Origin of the sequence: Peptoniphilus rachelemmaiella (assembly GCF_943169845.1) — a bacterium.
GTDB lineage: Bacteria > Bacillota > Clostridia > Tissierellales > Peptoniphilaceae > Aedoeadaptatus > Aedoeadaptatus rachelemmaiella.
This window is the reverse complement of record NZ_CALPBW010000004.1, coordinates 24,308-40,199: the sequence shown is the minus strand read 5'-3', so window position 1 is coordinate 40,199 and position 15,892 is coordinate 24,308. Positions and strand designations below refer to the sequence as shown.

The 15,892-nt window shown below is 50.3% G+C and carries 13 protein-coding genes; 1 reads left to right on the top strand and 12 read right to left on the bottom strand.

What is annotated here, in order from left to right; translation table 11 throughout:
* Position 1: 1 nt before the first annotated feature.
* The 4 genes from KO087_RS02405 to KO087_RS02390 all read right to left on the bottom strand — a co-directional run bounded on the left by KO087_RS02405 (position 2) and on the right by KO087_RS02390 (position 4,226).
* Positions 2-1,441, bottom strand: a complete 1,440-nt coding sequence (locus KO087_RS02405; RefSeq protein ID WP_215507353.1) for an aminoacyl-histidine dipeptidase — start codon at positions 1,439-1,441, stop codon at positions 2-4.
* A gap of 52 nt (positions 1,442-1,493) precedes the next feature.
* On the bottom strand, positions 1,494-1,988 hold the full coding sequence (gene msrA, locus KO087_RS02400; protein ID WP_215507351.1) for a peptide-methionine (S)-S-oxide reductase MsrA: 495 nt from the start codon (positions 1,986-1,988) through the stop codon (positions 1,494-1,496).
* An 11-nt stretch (positions 1,989-1,999) separates the two neighbouring features.
* Positions 2,000-3,334, bottom strand: a complete 1,335-nt coding sequence (locus tag KO087_RS02395; protein WP_215507349.1) for a GTP pyrophosphokinase — start codon at positions 3,332-3,334, stop codon at positions 2,000-2,002.
* A gap of 142 nt (positions 3,335-3,476) precedes the next feature.
* Positions 3,477-4,226 (bottom strand): peptidylprolyl isomerase, encoded by a 750-nt coding sequence (locus KO087_RS02390; protein ID WP_251374899.1) that lies wholly within the window; start codon positions 4,224-4,226, stop codon positions 3,477-3,479.
* A 304-nt stretch (positions 4,227-4,530) separates the two neighbouring features.
* Here KO087_RS02390 and glmS point away from each other — a divergent pair, with 304 nt between their 5' ends.
* Positions 4,531-6,351: a glutamine--fructose-6-phosphate transaminase (isomerizing) gene (gene glmS, locus KO087_RS02385; protein WP_215507347.1), complete on the top strand. Its 1,821-nt coding sequence runs from the start codon at positions 4,531-4,533 to the stop codon at positions 6,349-6,351.
* Between the two features lie 85 nt (positions 6,352-6,436).
* Here glmS and KO087_RS02380 read toward each other — a convergent pair whose 3' ends face one another.
* From KO087_RS02380 to KO087_RS02345, 8 genes are all read right to left on the bottom strand, one after another.
* A complete protein-coding gene (locus tag KO087_RS02380) occupies positions 6,437-8,917 on the bottom strand; it encodes an ABC transporter permease (RefSeq protein ID WP_215507345.1) in 2,481 nt (826 codons plus the stop codon).
* Positions 8,918-8,920: 3 nt separating this feature from the next.
* Positions 8,921-9,592, bottom strand: coding sequence for an ABC transporter ATP-binding protein (locus tag KO087_RS02375; RefSeq protein ID WP_215507343.1), 672 nt, complete (start codon positions 9,590-9,592; stop codon positions 8,921-8,923).
* Between the two features lie 73 nt (positions 9,593-9,665).
* On the bottom strand, positions 9,666-10,631 hold the full coding sequence (locus tag KO087_RS02370) for a sensor histidine kinase (protein WP_215507340.1): 966 nt from the start codon (positions 10,629-10,631) through the stop codon (positions 9,666-9,668).
* Positions 10,624-11,286: a response regulator transcription factor gene (locus tag KO087_RS02365; RefSeq protein WP_215507338.1), complete on the bottom strand. Its 663-nt coding sequence runs from the start codon at positions 11,284-11,286 to the stop codon at positions 10,624-10,626. The genes KO087_RS02370 and KO087_RS02365 overlap by 8 nt, the downstream gene beginning before the upstream one ends.
* Before the next feature lie 13 nt (positions 11,287-11,299).
* Positions 11,300-12,772 carry a cobyric acid synthase gene (locus tag KO087_RS02360; protein WP_215507336.1) on the bottom strand — a complete coding sequence of 491 codons (1,473 nt, stop codon included), beginning with the start codon at positions 12,770-12,772 and terminating at the stop codon, positions 11,300-11,302.
* A complete protein-coding gene (locus tag KO087_RS02355; RefSeq protein ID WP_215507334.1) occupies positions 12,760-14,082 on the bottom strand; it encodes a cobyrinic acid a,c-diamide synthase CobB in 1,323 nt (440 codons plus the stop codon). The genes KO087_RS02360 and KO087_RS02355 overlap by 13 nt, the downstream gene beginning before the upstream one ends.
* Positions 14,079-15,278 (bottom strand): DNA/RNA nuclease SfsA, encoded by a 1,200-nt coding sequence (gene sfsA, locus KO087_RS02350; protein ID WP_215507332.1) that lies wholly within the window; start codon positions 15,276-15,278, stop codon positions 14,079-14,081. The genes KO087_RS02355 and sfsA overlap by 4 nt, the downstream gene beginning before the upstream one ends.
* Positions 15,275-15,886, bottom strand: a complete 612-nt coding sequence (locus tag KO087_RS02345) for a DedA family protein (protein WP_215507331.1) — start codon at positions 15,884-15,886, stop codon at positions 15,275-15,277. Before KO087_RS02345 ends, sfsA begins: the two co-directional genes overlap by 4 nt.
* Between the last annotated feature and the right edge of the window lie 6 nt (positions 15,887-15,892).

The window sequence follows — 15,892 nt, the reverse complement described above, 5'->3', positions numbered from 1 at the left end:
TTTATCCTTTCATCTTTAACAGTTCAAGAAGGTAATCGAAGACCCGATTGGTGGAGGCGATGGATAGATTTTCGCCGGGGGCGTGAACGCCCTCCATGTCGGGACCAATGGAAATCATGTCCATTTTACCGATGGAATCTTGCAAAATGCCGCATTCCAAACCGGCGTGGATCATTTCCACCGTGGCGTCGTTGCCTGTCATGTCTTTCCATAATTTCACGGCCTTATCCCGCAAGGGGGATTCTTCCGCGTATTCCCAAGGCGCGTAGGCGGAAAGTTCTTCGAATGTGCCGCCGCCCAATTCGCCGGCAATGCGGTTTTTCAAGGCGATTTCATGAATCTTGCTTTCCACATCGCTTCGGATTTGCATGGTAAAGACGAATTTTTCATCGTCACTGGCCGCTACGCCGATGTTGGTGGAGGATTCCACCAAACCTTCAATTTTTTTGCTGAAGGTGTTGACGCCGTTGGGCGCGACAAGCAGGTAATTAATGATGCCGTCGGCCACCTTCGGTGCCAGGACTTTGTCGGCGGATGCGCCTTCAATCTTGAGTACGCCATTGGGATCCGTGGCGACAAATTCTTTGAAGATCGTGTCGGCTGATGCATTCAATGCCGCCTTGATGCCTTCAACATCTTTGGCGTCGACACCGATAATGGCTTCCGCATCTCTGGGAATGGCATTGGGTTTCGAACCGCCGGAGAAATCCGCCAACTCGAAATCATATTGATAGGAGACTTCTCTTAAGATCCGCGCCAACAAGAGAATGGGGTTGCCTCTTTCGTCGTCGATGTCGGAGCCGGAGTGACCGCCGCGGAAACCGCCGAGATCAATGGCGAGGAATGCATCCTTTTCGGGGGACTTAAATTCTTTTTTGAAGATAATGTTGGACACCATGCCGCCGGCACAGCCCACGGTAATAATGCCTTCATCTTCCGAGTCGATATTAATTAATGTGCGGCCTTCGAAATACTTGCCGTCGATGGTATGGGCGCCCGCCATGGAGGTTTCTTCCTCGACGGTGACCAAGCATTCCAACGCCGGGTGCTCGTAGTCGCCGTCTAAAATGGCAAGCATCATGGCCACGGCGATGCCGTCGTCGGCGCCGAGGGTGGTGTTTTTCGCGATGATGCGATCGCCTTCCACGACGGCTTCGATGGGATCCTTTGAAAAGTCGTGTTCGTAGCCTTTCACCGCCTCGCAAACCATATCCATATGGCCCTGCAAAATCACGGTGGGCTCATTTTCGTAGCCTTTCGATGCAGGCTTTTTAATAACGATATTTTTCCATTCGTCCTGAATGACTTCAAGCTCGCGCGCTTTTGCCCATTGGACCAGGTAATTGCTGATTTTTTCTTCTTCTTTGCTGCAACGGGGTATGTCCGTAATCTCAGCAAAAAAGTTTAAAACCGGTGAATCGCCGGTTAAACCTTTTATCACTCTATCACCTCTTCTTTATAGTACATATTACACGAAACAAGCCGCTTCGTCATTACTTTTCGCTTTTATTCGGTAAAGGAATATGGCAATAACCGCCGGGATTTTTTACCAAATAGTGTTGGTGGTATTCCTCGGCCTTCGTAAAGTTTTCAAGAGGCGCCACTTCCACCCAAATCTTGCGCGTCGATACGCTTTGTCGCTTCTGTTTATCCTCTTCATAAAAGGCCTTTAAGGCATCCTCGCCGGGACGATAATAGAGGCCGGTGCGGTACTGGCGACCGATGTCGTTGCCTTGGCGGAAATAGCTGTAGGGATCGATGATTTTATAAAATAAATCCACGATCCTTTCCCGGGAAATCACCTCGGGATCGAATTCGATGATCACACCTTCCGCCGCCTTGCTCTTGCCGTAGCAAAGGTCTTCATACGTGGGATCGGCAATGTCGGAATTAATATAGCCCACCACGGTGTCGGTGATTCCCTCGGTGCGTCTGAAATATTCTTCCACACCCCAAAAGCAACCGCCGGCCAAAATAATTTCTGCCATGCTGCCTCCTGTCAGTTTAACATGCGCTGGATGCGCGTCTTGTTTTTCTCAAAATCCTCGTAGGATCGAATGTTTCTGAATACCTGTGAAATGGAATGGGTGCTCATGCCGTAATAACTGCTGATCATGTGGTTCATGGAAGGATCTTTTTCCACCATGGAAGCGTAGCAATTGAGGATAAAGTCGATGAGCGCATCGTACTCCTCTTCGGTAAAGCCCTTGCTGTCCACCTCTCGTTTAATCGTTCCGATGAGCAGACTTTCCAAGTAGCGGAAAAATTCTTCGAAGTCGATCCTCGGCTCCGATTGCTCGATTTCGGCGATGATCTTAAAAAATAAATTCCAGCCGAATTCCCTGGGCATAATGGCGTACACCGCCCGACCCACGCGATCGGTAAAGGCCGTGGTAAAGGTCGGCTTCCGGTCGAATTCGACGCCTTCGGCCACTTTAAATTCCTGTTGGTCGATGTGATTGATTCGATTCAAGAGGCGAATAAAGTTTTCCCCTTCGTCGTAATCCAGGAGGGCTTGGCATTTGTAGTCGAGGTAATCCACAATAATGTCCGACGTTTCGTTGAAATCCACGACAAAGCCCAGTTCTTTGCGAATGGTGCCGACGAAAATATCGTGAATGATTTTCGACAACAGGCTTTTCACCTGCTTGTGATTGCTTTTCACGGCAGAAGAATCCATGTCGTTGACGTGCTCGTAAAGGATCCGCAGTTGGCGGTCGATCATGGATAAATTGTCCTTAATGGAATGCATAATGTCTCGGAAAAATTCTTCCGTGAGCATGTAATTGTAGTTTTTGTACAGAACCTTGTGGTCGATTTCGCCCCAGAAGACATTGACCAGGGACTTGATCTGCAGCTCGAAATTGATCTGCTCGTCGCCGTTTTTTATAATGCCGTCGATTTTATAAATTCCGAAGCCGTTTTTTTGAATCATGGGCTGAGCCGTTTCCATATCCAGCAAAATATGCTTGTGGCTCGGCGAACGATAGTAGCCATTTTCCACGGGAATGTAAAACAGATCTTTAATGGCTCGGTAAATGGACAACTCGTCGTCGGTAAAGCGACATTCGATTCTGAGCCCGATAATATCCTGCATATTTCGAAGCATTTCACCGGCGTCGTCGTAGCGCATATAGAGGCTGTTACGAATGATTTTTTCTCTTAGTGAGTTTGCCGATTTGATTCGTGAATTGACCGCCAGAAAGCTGTCGTTGTCTTTAAATTCCATTTCAAAAAAATTTTCAAGCTCTCGCTCCAGCTCAGCAATGGCGTCGTATTTGTTGTTTAACAACGCGATGGAGCGGTCAATAAAGTTGAATAAATCCAGTTCCATATCTACCCCCTGACATAGAACCAGTATATCACAGAATCGTGAAGGAAAACGGTCCTTCTCACGGATCGAAAAAGTCATCTGAAAAGCAAAAAACGCATAAAATCAGCCTTCGTAAACAAAAAAGCGGCCGAAGCCGCTCATTTTATTTGTATTCAACTTTGTATTTCTTTTCCAGTTCTGCCACTTTTTCCAAGTAGCGTTCTTGTTGTTTTTGGCGGGTCAGTTCCATTTGAATTTCGCCGCGCACTTCGTCGAAGCTCTTTTCTTCTTCCGGATTGCCTTCGATGCGCTTAATGATGTGGTAGCCGAATTGGGTCTTCACGGGATCGGAAATTTCGCCGTCTTTCATGCCGAAGACTTTTTCGTCGAATTCCGGCACCATTTGGCCGCGGGCGAAGGAGCCTAAGTCCCCGCCGTTTTGATTGGAGGGGCAAGTGGAATGTTCTTTCGCCAGTTCACCGAAGTCGGCGCCTTCGCGGGCTTGCTTGGCGAGATCGGCGGCCTTAGCTTCCTCGTCGACTAAAATGTGTGCGGCGTGAACGGATTCAGGCTTCTTGAAGAATTGCTTGTTTTCTTCGTAGAATTTCTTCATGTCTTCTTCCGTGGCTTCCACACCTTCAATGGTCTTGCTGAAGTTATAGGATTTTAAGAGGGACTTCTTCGTGTCCGCAAAGACCTTTTTAAATTCTTCGTCTTCGTCCATCTTCTTGTCCAATGCATCCAACAGCAAAAGCTCTTGACGCACCAATTCGTCTAAAATGTGTTTTTTGCCTTCGTCCCCTTGGAATTGGATGGCCATTTGGGGATTCATGCTCTTTAAATAGGCATCGACATCGGATTCGTGAATATCTACATTGCCGATGGACGCCAATACTTTATTTGCTTCTGTCATTAAATTACCTCCTAATGATCGTGGCTGTTTGCCTTTTACTGCTCTTTATCATAACAATCCCCTGTGTTTCCGTCAAGATTGTCGCGGTTCTCTTAAATGCGAAAGCTATGGTATAATGAAATACGTACGCAATTTATTTAAACGGGAGAAGAATTTAAGCGCCAGCACCTTTTAGGTGGACGAGGGATGAAGTGATCGAATTTTCGGCGGATGCTTCATAGGTCTGCAACCTGAGTATTGTACAAAACCCGGAGCAATCTCGGCACAAAATCAATACGGCAGCTCCCGAGATTAGGAGGATATTATGTGTGGAATTGTTGCCTTTAACGGCAAGGAAAATGCTGAAGAGCGCATTCTTCAGGGACTTGAAAAATTAGAATACCGCGGCTACGACAGCGCCGGCATCGCCATGATCGACCACGGTTTATTAAAAGTAACAAAGGCCGCCGGCCGTTTGGAAGCGCTGGAAGAAAAGCTTCGCGTCCATCCCCTGGAGGGGCACAACGGCATCGGCCATACCCGTTGGGCCACCCACGGCGTGCCCAGCGAAACCAATGCCCACCCCCACGTGTCCTGCGACCACAAAGTGGCCGTGGTACACAACGGCATCATCGAAAACTTCCAGGCCATTAAAAACCGCCTCATGGAAGAAGGCTTTACCTTCTATTCCGAAACGGATACGGAAGTGGTGGCCAATTTAATCGCATCGAAGCTTCACGGCGATTTAAAAGCCGCTGTGGAAGAAGCCACGAAAGAACTTCGCGGCACGTTCAGCCTGGCCGTCCTCTCCCCCGACGATCCTGAAACGTTAATCGTTACCCGCAGAGAATCGCCCTTGATTTTGGGTATCGCCGACGACGGCATTTTCGCCGCATCGGACATCCCCGCCCTCTTGGCCTATACGCGGGACGTCATCTATTTAGATAACGACGACCTTGTGGTCATTGAAGGGGGAAACTACACCATCTACAACAACGGCAAGGTCATCGACAAGGAAATCAAAACCGTGGAATGGAGCATGGAAAGCGCCGGCAAAGAAGGTTTCGACCACTACATGATGAAAGAAATCTTCGAACAGCCCAAGGCCATTCGCGACTGTTTGCGCCGCAAAGTAAAAGACGGCTTCGTAAGCTTCGGCGACCAATCCTTTACGAAAGATGAAATCGAAGCCTTCGACCACGTCTTTATGACCGCCTGCGGCACGGCCTTCCACGCCTCCGAAGTGGGCAAACGCGCCTTGGAAGATGCCATGCAAAAAGAAATTACCGCAGAAATCGCATCGGAATTCCGCTACAATATGCCTTTCTTAAACGAAAACAGTTTGCTCATCGTCGTGAGCCAATCCGGCGAAACCGGCGACACCTTGGCCGTGCTTCGTGAAGCGAAACAACGGGGCGCGAAGGTCCTCGCCATTACCAATGTGCTGGGTTCTTCCATCGACCGCGAAAGCGACAAGGTCATTTACTGCGACGCCGGCCCGGAAATTTCCGTAGCCAGCACCAAGGCCTACTCCACTCAGCTTTTGAGCCTCTATCTTTTGGCCCTGGACTTCGGCTACAAACTGGGCACCTACGACGAAGAAGCAGTGAAAGTTGCCATCGAAGAGCTCTCCGGCGTTCCGGAAAAAATCGAATCCATTTTAGACCATGTGGACGATTTGGATCCCATCGCCAAGCGCCTCGCCTCGCACCGGGCCATCTTCTACCTGGGCCGCGGCATCGACTATTTAAGCGCCAAGGAAGGCGCCTTGAAGCTCAAGGAAATTTCCTACATTCACGCCCAATCCATGCCCGCCGGCGAATTAAAGCACGGCAGTATCGCTTTGGTGGAAGAAGGAATTCCCATCGTCACCATTATCACTCAATCCCTTCTCGTGGAAAAAAGCATTTCCAATATTAAAGAAGTGAAGGCCAGAGGCGCCTACAACATCGTCATCACCGACGACGTCAGCGCCCACATCGACGAAGTGGCCGACGATCTTATTCGCATCCCCGCCATTTCCGATCTCTATGCCCCCATTCTCGCCGTCTTGCCCCAACAAATTCTCGCCTACAAAGTGAGCGTCCTTTTGGGCAACGACGTGGACAAACCGAGAAACCTGGCGAAATCCGTCACCGTCGAATAATAATACGAATCGGCATAAGGCTTCTTGTGCCGATTTTTTCATGGAAAAAGGACTTCCGCCTTGGGAAGTCCTTTTTGAGTGCAATTCAATTTAAGTCATCAACGAATACTTGCTCTAAACCCTTTCTTATGGAAAAGCTGATCCCGATGCCCATGACGACGAAGACCAAAACAATAGGCAAATAGTTCGTCGTGAGAAAAAGATTTTTCGCGGCGAAAGCAATGGCGAATTTGCTCCTCGCCGATCGCCCCAAGATGACCACGGGAAGCAAGATACCGTAAAGGACAAGTAAGCGCAAAAAGAGCATGCCGCCTTCTCTGTAAACCATGGATTTCATTTGCCTTTCCGTCATGCCCGCCGTCATAAGCAGTTCAAACTCTCTCTTCCTCGCCCGCAAGTTGCCGTTAAAGCTATTGTAGGCATTGGTCAAGGCTATGAGGATGAGAATTCCTTGAATGCCTCCGTTCAGTACGCGTACATTCCTCTCCGCCTCATTATCCAAGGCCCGATTCATGGCTTGAGTCATGGTGGAGTGGTCGGTTTTCGGAATATAAGATGCGATGACTTTCTCAAAATCTTCAGATATTTTGTCCACGTTTTTGTCCGCACGCATTTTTATATTGTAGTAATTGACCGGATCTGCCGGATCGTGTCCTTCCTTTTGGAAAAAGGCCTCCATGGTGGATTGTCGCGTAAATAGAGAGACTTCGCGGGCCGTCATGGGCTCGATGGCGAAGGGCATCTCGTCGATCACGCCACCGATGCCGATGGCCATCACCTTGCCCTCCGCACTGTAGCGTAGATTCACAGCGCCGCTTCCGTCGGTGACGGGAATGTATTTCCGAAAGGCATAGGGACTTCCGTCGTCGGCGGCGGTTTTATTTAAGAGCAAATACGCCGTATCGCTATCGTATCCATTCGCTGCCAAAAGCTTCTCGTAATCCTCGTCGGTAAGTCCATACAGCCTGGCATACAATTCCTTGGACTTCTTTCCATCTTTTAACGCCTTTTTCATAGGTGCCGAAAAGAACGCTCCATTGTCTGCGACAAAGCACTTAAAGTCTTGTTTGCGATATAAATGCCATTCATCCGCACCTTTTAGTGCCTTTAGGTCTTCGGTCATTTGGGGATCCATCGATCCCGGCGTAAAGATAGTTGATGAAAAAGTATAGGGACTGCGAAATTTGTCGTAGGCTTCAGTGAGCTCGCCATAGGCGCCGGAGACCATCACCACGGTGAGAATCACGGCCGAAAGGGCCGTGGATAAAAGGATCGTTCGGTAAGTTCTCTTGTAAGAAAGGTAATAATCCTTGGCCAACGTCTTTTCAATTTTTCCCCTTACTTTCGAAGGACCCAGCCGCCCGTCTTTTTCCGACAGGCCGTTTAATCCCTCGATAATATTTAATTTCCCGCAGCGCTTCGCCGGCACCATGGCGGATAGATAGACCGTCGCCGCAGATAAAATTAAAATGGCCAAAACCACATAGGGCGAAAGGCTCACAGATTGAAAATCCGGTGCCTTAATTCGCTCGCCTAATATATCACCCACGGCATGAATACTCTTTGCATTGTTGCGCCATATTAAATACAAGAGTCCGTTGGCCACACCATAGGACAGAGCCGTGCCCAGCAGAATCGGTCCCCTCGCCAAAAGAAAAGCACGCCTGCGTATCATTTTCTTTACTTGTTTCTCCGTCATGCCCACGCTTTTTAACAGGGCGATCTCCCGCTGATCTCGACTGTTCCACACATTAAAAGCGCCGTAAATAATAAAGGCAAACAAGAGCGCCAACATGCTTATGGGAATATAAGAGTCCAATGCCTCAGATAATACAGTTCTCGGCGGAATAATTCCATTGGGATAGATCATTTTATAATTCAATAACGGAGTATTGTAGCCCAATCGCCCCTGACTTTCCGCCACTTTTGGATCGATGCCTTGCTTCTGTAATATTTCTCGAGTCAGGGTGTAGGTATCTCGTGGATTTTTGTACCAAATATAGGCTTCGATTCCGCTTGATCCTTCGAACAGCTCGTCTTTCGACACATCTCCCAAGCGTCCGATTAGATAAGACTCTTCAAATGATATTTCGTTATTTTCATAAACGCCTACGATCCGATACGTCTTCCCCTCCGCCTCCAATGCGCTGTTTAAATGCAGATCCCGGTTGCGCTTCAAAAACGAATCGGGCACCAACAATTCATCGTCTCTTTCCGGCCGCCTACCCTCGACGGGTTTGAAGCTTTTTAATTGATTGAAATAATCCTCTCGTTCGTAAATCACGGCGTTACGGTCCGTTTTTACAATGCGATCGAAGGCAATTTTTTCGATGGCCGGATTCTTTTTTAGCTCATCGTAAAAAGAGGCGTCGACCTCGGCAATGGACGCGTGGTAATCGCCTGAATCGGCGATGGCAAAATCAACTTCCGCTTTTCTTAAAGAGGTAGTGATGAAGAGAATGGTTCCCAGCAGGATCACGGCAAGCAGTATGCTTGTTTTTACCGCCAAGGCGTCTTTTTTTCCGGCGTTGACCACGGAGGCAGCTAATTCACCAATGATTTTCATCGTCTACACCTCCGAAGGGAAGAGTTTTCCATCGATCATGCGAAAAACTTTTTGGCAGCTGTTGGCCACCTTTTCATCGTGGGTCACGATGGCCATGGTGGAGCCGGTGCGCTCGTTGACCAATCGGAAAAGGGCAGTGATTTCTTCGGAATTTCGCCGATCCAAGTTTCCCGTGGGCTCATCCGCTAAAATCAGGGCGGGTCTCGTGATTAAGCTTCGGGCAATGGCCACCCGCTGCTGCTCGCCGCCGGAAAGTTGTTTCGGATAGCGGTCCAATTTATCTTCGATCCCGAGAATCGAAATAATCTCTTTAAAATAAGCTTCATCTTCCTTTCTTCCGTCGAGAAGCAAGGGGAGCAAGATATTTTTCCGCGCCGTAATATTCGGGATCAGATTAAAAAATTGGTAAATGACCCCGATGTTTCGTCGGCGGAAAATGGTCATTTCCTCGTTACTAAGGGTGGTAATGTTTTTATCTTGAATATAAATTTCGCCGCCGGTGGGCCTGTCGATGCCCGCCAAAAGGTGGAGTAAGGTGGATTTTCCCGATCCGCTGTCGCCGATGATTGCCACCAAGTCTCCTTTTTCCAACTGGAAATTCACGCCGTCCAGTGCGTGTACTTCCACCGACCGACCGTAGGTTTTCGTTAGATTCACTGTTTTTACAATAGGCATAGGGTTCCTCCTTTTCTGAGCCTACGATATCAAGTGAAAGTGACCGGTCGGTGACCGAGTACCGATGCCTCGTTTATTCGTAAAAGCGCAGCTCAAATCGATTTGATTCCTTGCCTTTTGTATAGAGGAGATCGCCGCCTTGTCTTTTCATAATCGCCCTTGCCATGGGGAGGCCGATTCCAAAGCCGGGTGTGTTGGGATCTTTTTTATAAAAGCGCCGAAATGCTTGTTCCAAGGTGTCCCGATCCATGCCTTCGCCGAAATCTTCGACGACAATGGATTTGTAGACATTGGTTTCTAGGAAAGTCATGGCGATGCCTCTTTCTTTGGACGCTTCCATGCCGTTCTTCGCCAGATTAAACAGGGCTTCGTAGGTCCATTTCTTATCACAATAAAGAGCCACTGATTCGCCATAAATAGTGCAAGGGGTCTTTTCTCTCCCGAAGGCACTTTCCAATCCTTCCGCCACGGATGTCGCCAGCTCCATACCGTCTACCGTTTCTTTTTTCATCGCCACCACGTCACTATCCACTGCCGCCAATTTGAGTAGCGCATCGGAAAGGCCCAAGAGGCGCTCCATGGATCGGCCCATACGTTCAAGGGCCTCTTTGTCCGATGCATCGTCGATGAGATCCAGCATAAGCAAGGTGCCTGTAATTGGTGTCTTGATTTGATGGGCGATATCTTCCGTATACTCCGTCAGTTGAACGCGACGGTTCTCAGCCTCTTGAGCGATGCGCTTATTTTCTGATGTCATCTTCACGATTTCATCTCTCAGCTTAGAAAAATCGTCTTCTTCGGCCTCATCGACTCGAGACTCCGGATCTGAACTATGTAGGAGGCGGATCATGTCGTCGATCTTCTCTTCAACTTCCATGGAAGCATTCCCTTCAAAGCGATCGATGGCAAAGTAAAGCCCTGCGTTAATCATGAAAAATAGCGCGACGGTCAACCAATCGAAGCGCGGAAAGAAAGCAACTACAACCATGGAAAGGACGAGATTCAGCGAAAGGATCAACAGAGTCTGTCTTTTAGTCATCGCCATCCTCCCAAAAATAGCCCATGCCCCGCACAGTTTTTATAAAATGGCCGTAAGGTCCCAGCTTCTTGCGAAGGCGCTTCACGGCGACGGTGAGTGTATTATCGTTAACTTCGCCGCCAAAGCCCCACACCTCGTCGATTAATTGGCTTCGCAACAATTGTCTGCCCCGATGTGCCAATAGCATGGCCAGCAGATCAAATTCCTGTCTATTTAAGTCCACTGCATCGTCCCGCAAGATTGCCATCTTCGATTGCCTGTCCAAGATCAGCTCTTTAAATTCCAGCAATTCTTCTTCCGGTCCGCGTCGCTTGAAAAGATTGTCAATTCGCGCCTTCAGTACGGGAAGGGAAAATGGCTTCGCCACGTATTCATCTGCTCCTTGAGACAAGCCCTTCACGACATAGTCTTCGTCGCCTTTTACCGTAAGCATGAGAATGGGCAGTTTGGAAAAGGAACGGACCCAAATTAAAAAATCGAAACCCGATCCGTCGGGAAGATTTACATCCAGAATGAGCAGATCGGCGGAGCGTATTTGCTCTTCGCCCACATCACCCAATCGACTCGCCGCCACCACATCCATGTCGTAACGAGCCAGATAAGTTTTCACGCCGTAGACGATGGTCTCGTCATCTTCGATCATCAGTATCTTCAATGGTCGCCTCCCTTTACAACAAGCCCAAGATTTCATCCAGTTTCTTCATATCCAAGGCTTCTTCCACCACAGCTGCCAGTTTTTCTATCTGGCTGTCTTTAAAGGCGGCGTAGTTCATGGTCTCTTGCTGCGGCAGATTTTTTTCTTTCTTTAGTGCCGCGACGATCCTCTCGGCCATGTGAGGTGCGTCGAAAAAGCCGTGGATGTAGGTGCCGTAGAGGTGGCCGTTCTTTGCGATGCCGCCGGATTCCGTCAGGCTTCCTATTTCGTCCGCCTCTTTTATTTTGCTCTCACCCATGTGGATTTCATAGCCTGACACTTTTTCTCCTTCCAGATTTTTAAGCAGCCCTTCAGATGCGGTAATCGTCGTTTCTACGCGGCACTGTTTCTTCTCTCTCGAAAAGACGGTGTCCATGGGAAAGAGCTTGAGCCCTTCCATAATGCCGCCGCTTTCCACGGCATCCGGATCGGAAAGGGTGTCTCCCATCATTTGAAAGCCGCCGCAAATGGAAAAGATGTTTCCGCCCCTCTCGGCGTGTTGCAGGATGCGGGCATAGATCCCGGTTTCTTTCAGCCATTTTAAGTCGGCCATGGTGTTTTTCGTCCCGGGGATAATCAAGAGATCCGGCTTGCCGAATTCTTCCACTCGCGTAATGGCACGGACGGACACATCGGCCATCATCTGAAAGGGCGCCACGTCGGTAACATTGGAGATGTGTGGCAGGCGAACCACGGCGATGTCCACGGATGCACGATCCGTTTCGCGGAATTCCATGGCCAGGGAATCTTCCGCCTCCAACCGCACGTCGGCGTAGGGCACGACGCCGAGAACGGGGACGCCGGTGCGTTCTTCTAAAATTTTGAGCCCCGGCTCTAAAATCGACACGTCGCCGCGGAAGCGATTCACGACGATGCCCTTGAGCCTTCTTCGCTCATCCTCGTCGAAGAGCTCCCATGTGCCTACCACAGAGGCGAACATGCCGCCGCGATCGATGTCGGCGATCAAGATGGCGGGAATGTCCGCCGCCTTGGCAAAGCCCATGTTCACCATGTCCACGCTTTTTAAATTGATCTCCGATGCGCTCCCCGCCCCTTCGCACAAGACGAAGTCGAACTCGTGGGCCAAGGATTCGTAGGCCGCCAGGGCTTTCGGAAAGAGTTTTTTCTTTTCGGCGTAATAGGCGCGGGTCTCGAGATTTTTGTAAACGCGGCCATTTACGATGACCTGGCTCACCCCCGGCGCCGTGGGCTTTAAGAGAATGGGGTTCATGCACACGTCGGCTGGAATCCGCGCCGCCTCCGCCTGAACGATTTGCGCCCGCCCGATTTCCGAGCCGTCGTCGGTGATGCCGCTGTTCAGCGCCATGTTCTGGGCCTTAAAGGGCGCCACCCGGTAGCCTCTGTTGGCGTAAATGCGAAGGAGCGCCGCCACCATGGCGCTCTTCCCAGCGTTGGATGCCGTGCCCAATACCATTAACCCTGCCACGGTGTCGCCTCCTTTAATGCCTTCAGAATATTTTCTCTCAGTTTCTCATTGCCGCTTATGTGAAGCTCGGGATAGCCGGCATAAACATTTTTTTCGTGATGTGCCGTACGCCTTTTCGCTCTGCCGCCCGGCTTTTGGATGAGAAGGTCCCCACCCTCATTATCGGCAGCGCTGTAGTGAAATTCGTGAACGGGCGACGATTCGCCTGCCTTTAAAAGGAGCCCGTCTTCTTCCGCCGCTATTACCTGATAGCCGAAGTGTTGCAGTCGGTCGGTCATTATCGCCTCGCCGGGAAAAAGCCCGAAGGCCGTGCTTCCGTCGATTTTTTCCAAAAGGCTCATAAATCCGCCACCTTCAGCGATAAGGACGCCGCCCTTTTCCGCAAAGGACTTTAAATCCCGCCCGAGGGCTTTATTTTTCACGAGGATTTCTTCGTACAGCTCCGGATAGCCGCCGCCAAGGTATGCGCCGCAGATCCCCTTCGGCAGAGAATCCGTGAGGGGCGAGAAGGGAATCCATTCCACGCCGCGCCCGGAAAGATCGTCGAGGACGTCTTGGTAATAGAAGAAAAAGGCTTCGTCCTTCGCAATGGCCACGGGGATTTTTTCCCGCTGAGGAGTCCTCGCCATTTCGCGGCCTACGGATTTCGTTTCGCAGGCGGCGAGAAGCTTGTCTAAGTCCACGTAGTTTTCCACGACATCCGCCCATTGATCGGCGAAGGCACGAAAATTTTTGATCTCCTCCGGCCGCTCTAGACCCAAATACCGCTCGGGCAAATCCTGATCCAAATCGGGAATGCAGCCGAAAAGAGGAAGGTCCGTGGCTTCTTTGATGATTTTTTCGTAGTAGGACGCCATGGCGGGCTTCGTGTGGTTTAAGATCACGCCTGAAATGGTATTTTTCCCGTAATTTAAAAAGCCCTGCAGCTCTGCGCCAAGGCTCGCGCCTTTTCCCCGCCCCGATGCAATGAAGATCGTCGGCGTCTTCGTGAAATTCGCCATCTCCGCCGCCGAACACGTCGTCGTGGTGGCCATGCCGTCGTAATAACCCATGGCCCCTTCCATGACGATGACGTCCTTTTTCTCCAATCGGGCCATGAGGTGGAGAATGTACTCGTCATCCATCAAATGGCGATCCAGATTCACACCGTACGCCCCGAGGGCGCGGTGATACATGGGATCGATGTAATCGGGCCCGATCTTCGCCGATGCCACCGTCATGTTCCGGCGAATGAGGGCACCGATGATTCCCATGGTAATGGATGTCTTGCCCGCGCCGGAATGGCCGGCAGATAAAAGTAGTCGCTTCATAAAATCACCTGCTCATAAGCCACCCGCTCGGTGCCGTCGGCCACGGTAATGATACCGCAGTAGGTAAAGCCCGACGACTCGATTAATCCTCGCATACGGAAATTGTCGGCGTGGGTGTCGATGCGAATGGCGGGAATGCCCTTAAACCTTGCATAGGCGAAGATCCGCTCCATCATGCGCCGGCTCATGCCCTCGCCTTTTCTTTCACTATCGACAACGAATTGATGAATCGTGAGGTAGTCCCCATCGGTAAGCCACTTTCCGTCGATAACATCGTACGTCGCATCCGCCCCTTCTTTTAATACGGCCATACCCGCGACGGCATCGTCTTTAAAAAAGTAGCAACAGCCGGCCTTGATATTTTCCAAGAGATCCTCCGGCGTGGGGTCCTTTCCCTGCCATTGATCCACGCCGTCGGCCTTTAGTGCCGCCCGGGCTGAATCGATAAAGTTTACGACGCGAGGTAAATCCCCTTCTTTCGCCTGCACGAGATCCAATGGTGCTTTGCTGAAATAGACCACGGGCTTGTCCACGGCCATGATCTGACCGTCCACGGAAGTGTCCACGACGAATACATTCATCCCCTTCACTTCCGCCTCTCTCAGTGCCGAGGCGAAGTCCGGATCCATCGCTTCATTGGGCGTAAAGCCCCACACGCCTTTCATCTGCACCACAAATAACACGCCGCAGCATTTTCCTTCAGCAGCCATGTCGCCTAATTCGCGGAGATGCTTCGCGCCCCGCACGGTGGGAGCGTCGGGAAATTTCGCCAGCCCGTCTTCTTCCAAGGTGACGCCCTTCACTTCCAAAAAGCCCTCGCCCTCTGTGCCCTTGAGGTAAAAGTCGAAGCGACTGTCCCCCTCGGTGACCTCCCGTTTGTAGGAGAGAATTTTTCCGAAGCCCTTTAAATAGGGCCCACCGTCAAAATATTCCGCCGCCAATTGATTGGGGGCCTGGGAGTCGATGTTTATGGGATTTTCCCCCTTGTAAACCGTGACCAAGCTATAAGGGGTCTTTCGTTTTTTCGCGGGGTCCGCCCCTTCTAAAAGCACCTTTACGCCGGGGACGAAAAGCTCCCGGCATCGGCCGGTATTGGGTACGTGGACCCGAATCGGTTGATTGTTTTTTTCTACCATAGCAATAAAGCGATTTTCCCTGTTAAGAAAAACCGCTTCTTCCATGCGTTTATATTTCATTCTGCACCCTTTTGCTTAAAATGCCAAATCAAGTAGCAGACGGCGATAACCGCCAATATGGCTACGATGGCATATTTGTAGTAATCCAAATAGGTAAGGATCACGTGCCAATTTTCGCCGGTCTTGTAGCCGAGAAAGGTAAGCACGCAATTCCATACGAAAGAACCCGCCGCCGTGAGTAAAGAAAACACGGAAAGCCGCATGGATACCATGCCGGCGGGAATGGAAATCAAGCTGCGAACCACGGGCACGCAGCGGCCGACGAGGACGAGGATCTTTCCCTTGTCCTCGAACGTATTCACCACGCCCATGATTTCTTTTTTCTTAAAGCCCAGCTTTCCCATCCAACCGTGCTCGGCAGAGTCGTATATTTTTACCGTGGGCACCAAACGGCCGATGCCGTAAAGGATATAGGCCCCTAAAAGAGAGCCCGCCGTAGCCGACAAGGTGGTGGGAAGAAAGGACAGATTGCCCCGCCCGACAAAGAAGCCGCCGAGAAGCAAAATCACTTCCGAGGGAATGGGCGGAAACACATTTTCAATAAAAATCAATGCGAAGACGGCCAAGTAACCGTATTGGGTAATGGCCGAAGTAATCACACTTTCCACTGCACA

What these genes read in the sequence shown, in the direction of transcription:
- KO087_RS02370 (WP_215507340.1), bottom strand. Translation starts at nt 10,631, where the DNA reads ATGACTAAAAGACAGACTCTGTTGATCCTTTCGCTGAATCTCGTCCTT.
- KO087_RS02375 (WP_215507343.1), bottom strand. Translation starts at nt 9,592, where the DNA reads ATGCCTATTGTAAAAACAGTGAATCTAACGAAAACCTACGGTCGGTCG.
- KO087_RS02390 (WP_251374899.1), bottom strand. Translation starts at nt 4,226, where the DNA reads ATGACAGAAGCAAATAAAGTATTGGCGTCCATCGGCAATGTAGATATT.
- KO087_RS02380 (WP_215507345.1), bottom strand. Translation starts at nt 8,917, where the DNA reads ATGAAAATCATTGGTGAATTAGCTGCCTCCGTGGTCAACGCCGGAAAA.
- KO087_RS02395 (WP_215507349.1), bottom strand. Translation starts at nt 3,334, where the DNA reads ATGGAACTGGATTTATTCAACTTTATTGACCGCTCCATCGCGTTGTTA.
- glmS (WP_215507347.1), top strand. Translation starts at nt 4,531, where the DNA reads ATGTGTGGAATTGTTGCCTTTAACGGCAAGGAAAATGCTGAAGAGCGC.
- sfsA (WP_215507332.1), bottom strand. Translation starts at nt 15,278, where the DNA reads ATGAAATATAAACGCATGGAAGAAGCGGTTTTTCTTAACAGGGAAAAT.
- KO087_RS02355 (WP_215507334.1), bottom strand. Translation starts at nt 14,082, where the DNA reads ATGAAGCGACTACTTTTATCTGCCGGCCATTCCGGCGCGGGCAAGACA.
- msrA (WP_215507351.1), bottom strand. Translation starts at nt 1,988, where the DNA reads ATGGCAGAAATTATTTTGGCCGGCGGTTGCTTTTGGGGTGTGGAAGAA.